The sequence below is a fragment of the Candidatus Desulfosporosinus nitrosoreducens genome, from assembly GCF_030954495.1.
GTDB lineage: Bacteria > Bacillota > Desulfitobacteriia > Desulfitobacteriales > Desulfitobacteriaceae > Desulfosporosinus > Desulfosporosinus nitrosoreducens.
This window is the reverse complement of the sequence record NZ_JAVHUW010000082.1, coordinates 145516-157917: the sequence shown is the minus strand read 5'-3', so window position 1 is coordinate 157917 and position 12402 is coordinate 145516. Positions and strand designations below refer to the sequence as shown.

Here is a 12402-nt window from a genome sequence, read left to right as displayed (position 1 = left end):
TCGCGCCGGCAGTTTCCCGGTTCGGCAGGTAAGACCACACCGTTGCTATGAAGTTGACGGAATTGACCAGGTTTGCTACTTCAAATTGCTGTAGATCGTTTAAAAAAATCAAAAAAGCTTGCCGCATAAGTTTCAACTAAAAAGGTTAAACAGATTCTGGGAGTCTCGCTTTCTGAAATTGACTCAGTTATGATATTATTTTGGACAGGAACATAGGAATTTGTCGGGCAGTTTTATACTGCAGATTATTCACATTATCCGTTAAGAGCAATGGAGATTTGGAGAAAATACGATGAATAACATATCGGATATAAAAATTTCGCTTGTTCCCATCAATGAGAACGAGCGTGCTAATTTTATAAATGCTTTGCAAGCAGCATTTACTGTTGCTGTAGTAAAGGAGTTTGGCGAATCGGCAGGTGAGGTAATTCCCAAAGAAGATATTGAAAAATCTATGGATGCACCAGGTGCTGAAACCTACCATATTGTGCTGGATGGTCAGATTGTCGGAGGTACGGTAATTGTGATTCATCCCTCAACTCAACACAATTCGCTTGATTTACTATTTGTGAATCCGAACGGTCATGGCCGTGGTGTTGGGCTTGCGGCCTGGAAATCCATTGAACAGCTTCACCCTGAAACCGAGATATGGGAAACGCATACCCCTTATTTTGAAAAGCGGAATATTCATTTTTATGTCAATAAATGTGGATTCAATATCGTTGAGTTTTACAATCCCCGTCACCTTGATCCGCACACACCGCGTGAGGATATTGCCGGAGCAGAATACTTTTTCAGATTTGAAAAGGATATGCGTAGAAGATAAATTAGTTTGTTATTTAGGTGGAATTCCAAAAACCCAAATTGTCCTTGACATGGGGTACACATCAATTTACTAAAATTGAAAATTGATACTTTATGGATTATTGCCGGAGCATTACTCTCCATAGTAATTTTCTGAAATAGAGAAATACCCAGGTTTTAAACTACAGAAATTTTAACCGTTGGATATTAAATCTTGGAACTTAATTAATTCAAGCCGATATACTATAAATCAGCCGATTTCCCTCTCATAAGAGGATTTGCCAACCTGGATCGGCTCTATCTTCCCCCACAAAATAGATGCGGCAATCAGTTAACGTTTAAGGGAGAATGCGCTTTACTCGACCCACTATTCCACTCTCAAGGCGAACTTTTATTCCGTGAGGATGAGTAGGCGAATTAGTCAGAATGTCTTTAACAACACCTTCAGTTAATTTTTCCGTTCTCTGATCTTGTTTTTGTACTATCAAAACGTGTGTACCGCGCGTGATATTTGCTCGATTATTTCCATCCATTACTATGACCACCTATTCTATGAAATCAATTTTACTGTTGCCTAACGTCCTTCACCCTCCAACCGCCTTCGGTTCTCTCCGTGGGTACCGGGAGCAAGTCCAACGATCTTTGAGGTTAAATAATAGGATAAAGTCCCCCATCCATGGGAATTATTGCTCCAGTCACATAGCTTGCCTTATCGGAGGCTAGAAATAGAGCCACATTAGCTATTTCCTCCGGAGTCGCATAACGTCCCATTGGGATCTGTGCCTGATGCTCTGCCAGAACTTGAGATTCACTAATATTACGTAGATTAGCTTCCAGGCTGATTTTGACATTGGTCCGTTCGCCCGTCGTAGTATTCGGGTTAATGGCGTTAACTCTTACTCCTTCACGCCCATATGCTTGAGCTAGGCCAACCGTGACAAGCATTAGAGCAGAATTAGCTGCTCCACCCGGTAAATGTAAGGACGAGGCAACTTTTCCGCCTAAGCCGATAATATTGACAATTGCTCCTTGCTTCCGGCCAACCATACGGCGTCCGACTGCGTCAGCTGCATTTGTATATGTGAAAAATTTAGCATCCATGGCATCCCGCCAAGCCTGAGAATTTAATTCTTGTATTGGATAACGCTTCGCTGCTCCTGCGCTATTTATTAGAATGTCAATAGGACCTAAATGGTTTTCTACCATTCCGGCCATAAGCTCTGCTTCACTTGCTTCTGTCAGATTAGCAGGGCAAGTGTAAACGGAAAAGTCCTCGCCTTCCAAATAAAGCTGGGCTGCATCTAAATTTTCGCGCGCACGTGAGACTATAGCGACTCTCGCTCCTTCAGCGAGGAAGGCTTTTGCACAGGCCAGGCCAATCCCCTTACTTCCGCCAGTAACCAGCACGACCTTAGACTCTAGGTTTAAATTCAATATAGTTCACTCCTATCTTCTCTTCACTTTCACCCTTCCGTTTTGTATTAGAGGAATAGGCGGTCTCATGACGAATAACCCTGTGGAGAGTGATTTCATTTGAACTCGATATTAAATAAGAAGTACACACGACGCAGAATTTTAGGGTTAGGACTCTTAGGAACGCTTTTCTTAGCAGGAGGATTTACACCTGCAGGTAAACTTCTGACTGAGCATTTAGCTGAAGAAGTTGAACATGAAACTACCACAGCCAGACTTCACCCTACTCCCGGAAAATGGTCGGACAACGAGGTTACCGTCGCCTGGCTTGGGCATGCCAGCTTTTTGATTAATTTTTTCGGTACAAGAATCATTGCCGATCCGGCTTTGGGTTCCCGTATTGGTATTACTCCCATTGGGGATCAAACTATAGGGCCAAGACGGTATATAACTGCTGCCTTAAACAGCGGACAAGTTGGACCTGTCGATCTATTGCTTATCTCTCATGCCCATACGGATCATTTCGACTATCCAACGTTGCGTCAGTTACAGTCGCCAAAGACAATCGCTGTTACTGCTAAAAATACATTACCCTTATGGCAGGGCATGAAATTCCAATCGATCGAAGAAATGCACTGGGGTGACAGCAGGTCGTTAGCTGGAGTAAATGTAAAAGCGATTGAAGGGAAACACTGGGGTGCCCGTTTACCTTGGGACAAAAGCATGGAAGCCAATAGCTTACTTTTGTCAAAAAACGGTGTCACTATATTTTTTGGTGGAGACACGGCGTATACAGACCTAATTAAACATCAACTTGCTGGGATACCCATAGACTTGGCAATTATGGGCATTGGCGCCTATTCACCTAAATCCTTCGAAAGGATGCACGCCACTCCCGAACAAGCCTGGAAAATGGCTGAAGATATGTCTGCCAAATGGATCATTCCTATGCACTGGGGAACTTTCAAATTATCCAACGAACCTATGGGTGAACCAATCGTCCGCTTTCGCCAGGCTGCCTCCGGTCAAATAGAGAAGATAGCTATTCAGGAAGTGGGAGGCACATGGGTACTACCGCACTGAGGGGCAATCATTCCTCTATATTCATTTTACTTTCTAAAATTTTTATCTCTTCATACCGACGGTTGCCAAATATATTACAAACTGCTCCTTTCCATCAAGTCCTAGTAGCTGATTCAACTCGTCATCCGAATAAGCGGCTATTGCGCAGGCTCCACAATTTATTGACTCGGCACTTAGGTATAAGTTTTGGCAAACATGTCCTGCATCGAGATACAAGTATCGATACCCTCTTTCTCCATATCTCCAATTCATCCTATAAGGTATGACAGTCCAAATAAAAGTTACCGAACTGGATTTGATAAAGGTCTGGTTAAAACAGGCCTTTGTGACTTTGTCCGAAATATATTGATCTAACGAAACACTAATTAGACTGTGTTCTAACGCTAAAAATCTGTATAAACCAGGGGTAATTCCTTTGACATTATTAATCAGTAAATACGTTTCAAACGCATGTCGTGCTCCTGCCGAAGGAACGTTACGTAATGTTGATATCCCTTGGACGACTGTTTTGACTCCTTGAGTACACCATAACAGATATGATAATTGTTCAATTGTTAAAGCCACTGTAGAATAATTCCTGATACTTTTGCGTTGCTCAATCACTCTTCGTAATTCCACGGGCTCAGTTACTATTTCACTCGGTTTGGGTAATTTAATGATGGGTTGAGTCTCATTAAATTCCAGTTGAATCGGTGGATTCGGCTTACCTAAAGCCTGATCTGATGGCCCAAGTTTGTTATGTTTTGTTCGATCAATAAATTGTTCTCCTATTGAGTCCATTATTTCAACTCCCCTTAGCGCAATATTATCCTAAATCAAGAGATAACTAAACAATAGCTATCCTGGTCCAACCTTAAGGTTGGGCTTTTTATTTACGAAAGTACCTAGGTTTTGACAATTACATTATAGCGTACTTATTTGGAGGTATGAGTTCAGCATTTTGCTTAATTCTTGTACTCAAGATAGCAAAACCAAAGCATTTGCATCACAATAAACTTTTTATAGCTCTCGTTAAAACAGTATCCCAAGGTCTTGAGTCAATCAATCTAATATCCTTTTGATTACAAGTATCTGCTATCCACTTTCCATATGCAATACTTATTTCGGCTCTGTAATGCTGTAACTCGCTACCTTCTCTTGATAAATAATTCTGCAATATTTGATTTATGTTTGGTTCATTCACAAAAATTGATTTTACCTCTGGATTATCGAAAGATATTGTAAATTCGGGATAGATAAAATCGCCCTCAATTATAACTGACAATTTATCTTCAATATGCCTGTTTACAAGCTCTTTCAATACCGGAATCATTTCTTTGCTTACATCAATCAACCAGTTTACATTGCCATTAACTCCAACGTCTTTCCAATTTACGCCAGTATCCCAATAATGTACTGCGGGAAAACTTTCCTTTGTTGTAACCGTTTTTACAGATAGCTGGATATCATCTACTTCCAAGACATTCACGCCATAGAATCGAGCAATTTCATAAGCTATGCTTGATTTGCCTATTCCCGAAGCTCCACCAATAAATAAAACGGTCCAGTTTCTATCCTTATTCACTTATTAACCTCCATTATAAATTCCTGTTTGCCTGTTAAATATTTCAATTTTTAAAATATTATAATACCTTTTGCCACATAATAAAAGACACCTTTCCTTAGCGGAAAGGTGGTCTTTTTTTGACGGAGATTTGGAGACTTATACCTCTCTAGTTAATACCTGTCTGGCCCGCTATAAGTAAAAATCCAGAGTATATTATCCGTCCTGGATTACATTACATTTTTTTATTTCCCGCAAAGCCGTTTAGATTATTTAGTTCCTAACCCCGCTGTTTGCGCTAGCGTAAACAGCATTGTACTTTACTGACGCTATTTTACGCTAGCAAAAACATTGTACAGAGTGTTCTAGCCAATGATCTAAAGGTTTATGAATATCTAGTCTTTTATTGAAACAGATGCCGAATACCGATTTAAGGTACCACCCCAACCAGGCGGTAACATGACCACTCGCATCAATAACAGTACCTAACCTCCCTCCACCAATACCAGTTGTGTTTAAACTACCTATTACTGTACCATCTGCATAATGTCCCACCGGTTGATTAGTTACTGGAGTGTTATACGGAGCGTCCGGTCCATAATATCTAGGCTCCGAAGTGAGTGATGGTAATTGTGAAGAAGTAGGCGAAGGCTAGGCGGTTGGCGCGGGAGGATTGATTATCCGGGATGTGACCGAGATATTTCAACATGTCATCTTGTTTATAATTTTTGTTTGTTTAATTCACTATAAGCATATACGTAACTCATAAAGCGATCAGAACGATTATCAATATCTTCTTGTGAGATACCCAACCAAACACGCAATTTATTTAAAAACCGGAGATTCACTTCACCTGTTTCATCATCACCTACGAAGGAAGCAACAAATATGGCGGATTTCACTTCAATACGAATATTCACATTAAATTGGGCTATATGTAATGCAACAAATTGTAAGTCGTATTTTTCAGAAGGGATATCCCGAACTATTTTTAACCTTTGGCCAAAATTTATTGGGAGAAATTGAGAAAAGCCAGGATCAAGAATCTTAAGAGCAGCATCTTTTAATGATAAATCCTCGAAACGTTCAGGAATTTCAGCGGCATTAAAAACCTGCATTAAAAATTGCACTAATTCTTCTCCAGAATGTGGCTCTGGTCTGGATTTTAATATGTCATCAATCGTTTCTTGCACATTAATCACCATTTTGACACCAATTTTCAATCGCCATACCCTAAACCTCCTTATGCTTACCCTACACCCGTGACCACAACACTCAAACATCATCGGCGTCAAAATAATCAAATACTGAATGTACCTTTCAGACGTGTTTATAAGCTAGCAAATCATCCACTCACCTTCGAAAGGGGCCTTCTTTTGTGAAGCGGAGAATCATCTCGGTACTTGACCTCTGGCTCGGCTTGATCATAGTGGTTATTTCTTCTTGAGCTTAGCATGGCACGTGGTGGGCGTAGAGGGTATCGATAACGTATAATTCAGCTAGCTTCTATTCCACTCACTCAAAGTTTAAATAGACAATTTCCATCAGTCTTCCTCCTGATATGTGCATCAAACACGTTTAATGGTGAAAGAAAAGCTTTGTCTATATCAATCTGATCTGATATCTCATCTGATATTAAATTATACCACTACACCCGAACATGCGGAAAAATTTCAACATCTCTCGTTTTTGCCTATAATAGTGAATCCAGAGCACACGCCCTGGATTACATTTCCCGCAAAGCCGTTTAAATTATTTAGTTCTTAACCCCACTCTCGCGGGTATAGAGGAAGCTCAGTATAAAAAAGCTAAAATACAATATGCAAGACCTGCTGCCATTAGGGAGCTTATAAAATTGACCATATCATTGCCGAAAAATTCAAAGCCTTTTACCATCTTGTTTTGCACTCTTCCGGTGGCTCTTTGTTCCGTGAGCTTCCCTTTGCTGTCAACGTAGGCAGGTTGGAAAAGCTCCCCTAAGGCACTGTCTATAACAGCCCCGACAAATCCAAATATCACAATAATTGTACAATCCCTTATCAGTTCGAGGAAAGGAATACGTACAAACATAAATATAGTATATATTCCGGCAATAAACAAAGCACCGCAAGCACTTGCAAACAATCCGAGAAATGTCACCCCACCAGATATCCCCCTTTGAACAGGTTTAAAATTTATAATGGAAAAAGGGGTTGACCTGCTCATGATACCTATTTCCGAAGCCCACGAATCAGCATTACATGCCGCTATTGCTACAAAATAAGCTACTAAAAGCTGTTTGACAGGCATCAGGAAATAAGCTGCAGCAATGATAAATGCCGCCCCACCGTTGGCTAAGACCTGAATATGGTCTCTGTTTCCTCCCTTTTCATACAATGCCTTTTCGAGCTCTTCCTTCTCCTTTGCACGTAATTTTGTAAAAAAGCTGGAGGATATAAAGAATCCTAATAAAGTAGCTAAGAAAGGAATACCACCAGAAATATAAAGCCCAACAGTCAGGAAAAAAGCAAAAACAGCTCCCAAAAGCGTGAGTGCCTTCGCCTTATACGCCAAAATACAAATTGCTATAATGCTGGCAATTATTGAAATATCTATCCAAAGAGTATCAAAAATCATTTTCTTGTAGAACCTCTTTAGTTTATTCTCTTATAAAGAATGATACGGGCGGTATACCTCTTTGAGCAAGATGTTACGCTGAGAGCGCCCATCCATTTCTGCTTGAGGTTAACAAGGGTGCCGGTGGGCAGAGTTGAAATAAGACCTTACACGATCAAATTTTTCTCAAGTTCTAATATTGCAAAAGAGTCATTGGTAAACACTTTATCTCCAACATATTTTGTAATTTTATTAAACCCTAATTTATTCCAGAAATAAATTCCGTTCCGATTTTTTAAATGTTACTCCAGGTCGGGCTTTAGAAAAGTCCAATTTCCTATTTATTTTAATAATTCAGTCGTAACCTCTTGTCCATAACCCTTGTTTCGGTAATCCTCACGGTTAGGTTAGGTAAGGACAGCCCGCAGCATTAGGCGTTGGGTTCCATAGCCATTCAAGGTCTCCGCATTACGCAACTCTTCGGCGCACCAGACCACCTGCTAGTCTTTATGCGGCTATTTCTTTTGCTGTTGGCGGGGGGAACGGATGGTGTGCTCTACCTACATGCTACCTTCCAAAGAGAACTTTCTTTTGAGAAGAGGCGAAATTGTATTAAAACATCTCATATTCAGATTTAAGCAGTGAAAGAACAATTGTATCTGTGTAGTTCCCATTGACAAAAAAGTTCTGCCTTAGTCTTCCTTCTTCTTTAAAACCACATTTAATGTAGCACCGAAGAGCCCGAATATTAAAATCACGAACTTTTATTTCCAACCTATTTAGATTTAACCGGTTAAAAACATATCTCTGTAAAAGTTTAATTGCTTCAGTGCCATAACCTTTACCTCTATTCTCTGCAGCACCCAATACAATTCCTATTTCGCCAGCTCTATTTTTCCAATCTATATAAATTAGGTCAATTTGTCCCAAGTACTCTTCAGTGTCCTTTTTCGCAATTATAAGGTTACAAGAATCCTTATGCTCGCCTTTTAACACGGAATTAACGAAGTCCTCTGTTATATTGATAGTATGTGGAAATAGGAAAATATCCGATAAAAAATCTACAACTTCAGGATCATTAACCCATTTTCTCATATGTTCAATATCTTCTTTTCTATATTCGCGTAGGATAATCCTCTCACCAAGTATTCTTGGCATATTCTACCACCTTCTATTAATTATAGCTTATACTAATGTAATTAGAACTACTGTTAATCAACCGCACCCAACATGACCACTTCACCCCAACCTTCAAAACTAGCCATCTTCTGTTCCCCAACACTCCCCACACATATAACCGCATCCCCTCATCCTCCAGCTTTCCGGTTCGGCTATCCGATAGGTATATTCATCATGCGGGATTGAAAGAGTCCGATAGCTGCCCACCAGCTAACCTTTATCAGGCGCTATTTCTTTTTGAGGTTGCTACTCTTCCCAGAAATAAGCATTGCAAACGTCATTAGGAGCAAGTAACCCAAAACGATAAAAGGTCGTGTAGATATGCTCATGTTTTCAGTCCAAATAGCAAAAATCATAAATGCAGTTGCTATGACCATTAGCGCAATTGATACTACTTTACTTTTTGATTTAATCATTGGCTTCTCCTTCAATAACATAGAAGTATAGCCCATACTTTTGACAAAAAACGGTGTTACTATATTTTAGGGCGGAGACACGGCGTATACAGACCTAAAGCTTTTATATCACAATTCCAGCAATTTTCCTTTCTCGTCATATTATTATTCACCCTCCCTATCAAAATCAAAATTCTCCAAGCCGTTTAAATTAAGTATTTTTCTTCTAGAAAAGCATGGAAAATACCTTTAAATATAGACGCACTGGTGCTATTTTACGTATTTTGGTCCTAGATCTTATAGTACCCTGTCAGCTGGGCTTTCACTTACATCTTTAGCATTTTCTATTACATCGACCAGGGATTCTTCTTGCCGGATCTGTTTTGTTTTAGTGAAGACTTCGTGAAGATATCAATACCCCAACGCTTTAAGAGTGGAATATGCCAAATGATTATAATGAAGAACCCCCTTCCAACCTGGCCTGATACTATAGCAAAGCCAACAGTAGGAAAGGGGTTCATCAATATTGAACCTTGAAAGATTTACTGGTTTTTAAGATTTAAGATTCTTTGAGGAAGTTAAGATAATCCTCGCTCGTTAGAAGTTCATCGAGTTCGCTTAAATCATTCGGTTTAACGATTATCATCCACCCCTCTTCATAGGGATCTTTATTCACAGTATCCGGTGTATCTGCCAGGTTCTCATTAACTGCCACGACCTCTCCGCTCACCGGCATATAAAGCGCGGAGACTGATTTCACGGATTCAGCCTGTCCAAAAACATCCCCTTTTTTCAAGACAGCCCCGACACTTGGCAGCTCGATGAAAACAATGTCACCCAGCTGATCTTGAGCAAAGTCACTGATTCCAATAAAGACTTCGTCTCCTTTAATTCGCGCCCAGGCATGCTCTGAGTCATACCGTCGATCTTCTAATAGGGTCAGTTCTTCCAGTTCCTTTTTTTCAACCATGTTGCTTGTTCCTTTCTTGATTTATATTAGGACTAATCTAAGCAAGAGAGGAGTCCGGCGACTTTATGGCCTAAATTCTCCAGCGTGTGAGCACCGTCAAAGAGAATCGAGTTAACAAACAAGGTCGGCGGCGATTTGATCTTATGTTTTGTCGCTTCGCGGTACTCGTCCATCACCGCACTTTCCACCGCAGGGCTTGTTAAATCAGCGCTGAATCGTTCCGGATCCAGTCCGATTTCCTGGGCATAGACCCTCAGTTTTTCTGTTTCTAAGTCATTATCCGCAGCGAACATACGAGCGTGCATTTCCCAGAACTTCCCTTGTATTCCTGCCGCTTCAGCGGCTTGCGCCGCCATAATGGCCAAAGGATGGGCATGGCGCATCGGGAAATGCCGGAAAATAAACTGCAGCTTATCCTTATAGATAGGCATTAAGTCTTTAACGACATTAAAAAGATCGCGACAGTGACTGCATTGGTAGTCGCCGTATTCAATCAAGACAATCGGTGCATCCGCCGGTCCCAGGCGCCAATCATCGGCTGCTATAACTGGAGGTTTAGGCGCGTTGCTTAGATTGGTAATGGCCCGCAGTACCATGGCCGGGTTCGGAAGTCCTTCAGCGGGGTCCGGATCAAAGACGCGGCGGATGACGCCTTCCGGATCGACGACAAAGACGACCGGCAAAATCTGACCGCCATCAACCACGCCATAGCTATAGGCTGGTCCCCCCGTCAGATCGGAGTGAAGGATGGGAAAAGTCAACTGCTTTTCCTCCGCAAGGTTTTCTAAAGCGTCACCGGAAGCATTCGATATGCCAATTAATCTGGCCTTTTTGACTTCATAATCCTTGAGTCGTTCCTGGTAATCCCCCAATTGAGCTGTGATTGGCCCGGTCATCTCCGAGCCAAAGAATACAAAGACGCTTACTTCCGCCGGATGGCGGCTGTTGATCTCTTCGCTTTTCCGGTTAATCGCCGGCAAGGTAAACTCTGGCGCAGGAATTCCCGGTTGTAATATTGGCTTAACGGACAATTGTATTCTCTCCTTTTCATAATTGGCATGTAAATTGCGCAATTCGCTTTTCCAGCTCGGCTTTCTTTTCTTCATACCCCGGCTTACCTAAAAGAGCAAACATATTCTGCTTGTACGCCTCAACTCCGGGCTGGTCAAAGGGATTGACCCCCAGGAGATAGCCGCTGATGCCGCAGGCTTTTTCAAAGAAGTAAACCATTTGGCCAAAGTAAAAAGCATTAAGTTGCGGAATACGAATCATTAGGTTAGGAACTCCACCGTCGGTATGGGCCAGTACTGTTCCTTCCATCGCGCGCTGATTGACGAACTGCACGCTTTGGCCGGCCAGAAAATTAAGGCCGTCGAAATTATTTTCATCCTTGGGAATCACCAGTTCCGCCTGGCTCTGTCCGGCAAACACGACGGTCTCAAACAAGTTGCGCAGACCATCCTGGATATACTGGCCCAGGGAATGAAGGTCGGTGGTGAAATGAACTGCGGCTGGGAAGATCCCCTTCTGATCCTTCCCTTCGCTTTCGCCAAACAACTGTTTCCACCATTCGGCGAAATACTGCAGCGAGGGTTCGTAGCTGACCAGCAGTTCCGTGGTTTTACCTTTACGGTACAGCAGATTACGGATCGCCGCGTACTGATAGCAGGGATTTTCCTCCAACATGGGTTGTGCATAGAAGCGATGTCCCTCTTGGGCGCCCGCCATAATCTCGTCAATTTCAATCCCTGCCACAGCCATCGGCAGCAGCCCGACGGCAGTAAGCACGGAGTATCTTCCGCCGATATCATCCGGTATGACAAAGCTTTCGTACCCCTCTTCCCCGGCCAGCTGCTTCAGGGCGCCGCGTTTCCGGTCCGTAGTGGCAAAGATTCTCTCCCCGGCTCCGCTTTTGCCGTATCGTTGCTCCATATACTCCCGGATGATCCGGAAGGAAACAGCCGGTTCCGTGGTTGTCCCGGATTTGGAGATGACGTTGACTGAAATTTCTTTGCCTTCCAAGCTCTCCAGAAGATCAGCCAGATAGGGGGAGCTAAGCTGCTGCCCTAAAAAGTAGATTTGGGGAGTTTTTCGTTGGGCAGCGGACAGCTGGTTATAAAAGCTGGGGGTCAGCATTTCCAAGGCTGCTTTCGCTCCCAGGTAAGAACCGCCAATTCCGATCACCAGGAAGACCTCGGACTGAGCGATTATCCTTTGGGCTACCTGCTTGATCCGGGCATATTCTTCCTTGTCATAATCCCAAGGCCAATCCAGCCAGCCTGTATAAGTATTCCCTGCTCCGGTTTTCTGATGGAGCAAGTTATGAGCGAGTGATACCTGGGACTGCATCTGCCTTATTTCTTCCCGTCTGAGAAAAGGCAAGGCCCAGGAATCATCAAAAGAAATCGTATCCGGCATGA

13 protein-coding genes are annotated in these 12402 nt (G+C 42.3%); 2 read left to right on the top strand and 11 right to left on the bottom strand.

Features of this window, described 5'->3' with window-relative positions:
• The first annotated feature begins 292 nt into the window (after positions 1 to 292).
• Positions 293 to 826 (top strand): GNAT family N-acetyltransferase, encoded by a 534-nt coding sequence (locus tag REC12_RS23475; RefSeq protein WP_308898422.1) that lies wholly within the window; start codon positions 293 to 295, stop codon positions 824 to 826.
• 316 nt (positions 827 to 1142) lie between these two features.
• Here the strand turns inward: REC12_RS23475 and REC12_RS23470 are convergent, their stop codons facing one another.
• Both REC12_RS23470 and REC12_RS23465 read right to left on the bottom strand, forming a co-directional pair.
• The gene (locus REC12_RS23470; RefSeq protein WP_308898420.1) at positions 1143 to 1337 is read right to left on the bottom strand and encodes a YwbE family protein; all 195 of its coding nucleotides are present in this window, start codon (positions 1335 to 1337) and stop codon (positions 1143 to 1145) included.
• 115 nt (positions 1338 to 1452) lie between these two features.
• Positions 1453 to 2238 (bottom strand): SDR family oxidoreductase, encoded by a 786-nt coding sequence (locus REC12_RS23465; protein ID WP_308898419.1) that lies wholly within the window; start codon positions 2236 to 2238, stop codon positions 1453 to 1455.
• Between the two features lie 99 nt (positions 2239 to 2337).
• On the opposite strand from REC12_RS23465, the gene REC12_RS23460 reads away from it, so the two are divergent.
• Positions 2338 to 3300 carry an MBL fold metallo-hydrolase gene (locus REC12_RS23460; protein ID WP_374214244.1) on the top strand — a complete coding sequence of 321 codons (963 nt, stop codon included), beginning with the start codon at positions 2338 to 2340 and terminating at the stop codon, positions 3298 to 3300.
• Positions 3301 to 3342: 42 nt separating this feature from the next.
• Here the strand turns inward: REC12_RS23460 and REC12_RS23455 are convergent, their stop codons facing one another.
• The 9 genes from REC12_RS23455 to REC12_RS23415 form a co-directional block, all read right to left on the bottom strand.
• A complete protein-coding gene (locus REC12_RS23455) occupies positions 3343 to 4080 on the bottom strand; it encodes a SagB/ThcOx family dehydrogenase (RefSeq protein WP_308898418.1) in 738 nt (245 codons plus the stop codon).
• Positions 4081 to 4285: 205 nt separating this feature from the next.
• Positions 4286 to 4864 carry a hypothetical protein gene (locus REC12_RS23450; RefSeq protein WP_308898417.1) on the bottom strand — a complete coding sequence of 193 codons (579 nt, stop codon included), beginning with the start codon at positions 4862 to 4864 and terminating at the stop codon, positions 4286 to 4288.
• A 698-nt stretch (positions 4865 to 5562) separates the two neighbouring features.
• Complete coding sequence (locus tag REC12_RS23445; RefSeq protein WP_308898416.1) at positions 5563 to 6066, bottom strand: hypothetical protein; 504 nt, start codon at positions 6064 to 6066, stop codon at positions 5563 to 5565.
• A 571-nt stretch (positions 6067 to 6637) separates the two neighbouring features.
• Entirely contained in the window at positions 6638 to 7459 is an 822-nt protein-coding gene (locus tag REC12_RS23440) for a DUF92 domain-containing protein (protein WP_308898415.1), read from the bottom strand.
• A gap of 591 nt (positions 7460 to 8050) precedes the next feature.
• Complete coding sequence (locus REC12_RS23435; RefSeq protein WP_308898413.1) at positions 8051 to 8596, bottom strand: GNAT family N-acetyltransferase; 546 nt, start codon at positions 8594 to 8596, stop codon at positions 8051 to 8053.
• Positions 8597 to 8844: 248 nt separating this feature from the next.
• On the bottom strand, positions 8845 to 9033 hold the full coding sequence (locus REC12_RS23430) for a hypothetical protein (protein WP_308898412.1): 189 nt from the start codon (positions 9031 to 9033) through the stop codon (positions 8845 to 8847).
• Positions 9034 to 9571: 538 nt separating this feature from the next.
• Positions 9572 to 9982, bottom strand: coding sequence for a glycine cleavage system protein GcvH (gcvH, locus tag REC12_RS23425; RefSeq protein ID WP_308898410.1), 411 nt, complete (start codon positions 9980 to 9982; stop codon positions 9572 to 9574).
• 32 nt (positions 9983 to 10014) lie between these two features.
• Entirely contained in the window at positions 10015 to 11013 is a 999-nt protein-coding gene (locus REC12_RS23420) for a thioredoxin domain-containing protein (protein WP_308898408.1), read from the bottom strand.
• A gap of 16 nt (positions 11014 to 11029) precedes the next feature.
• Positions 11030 to 12400 carry a glucose-6-phosphate isomerase gene (locus REC12_RS23415; RefSeq protein WP_308898406.1) on the bottom strand — a complete coding sequence of 457 codons (1371 nt, stop codon included), beginning with the start codon at positions 12398 to 12400 and terminating at the stop codon, positions 11030 to 11032.
• Positions 12401 to 12402 lie beyond the last annotated feature (2 nt).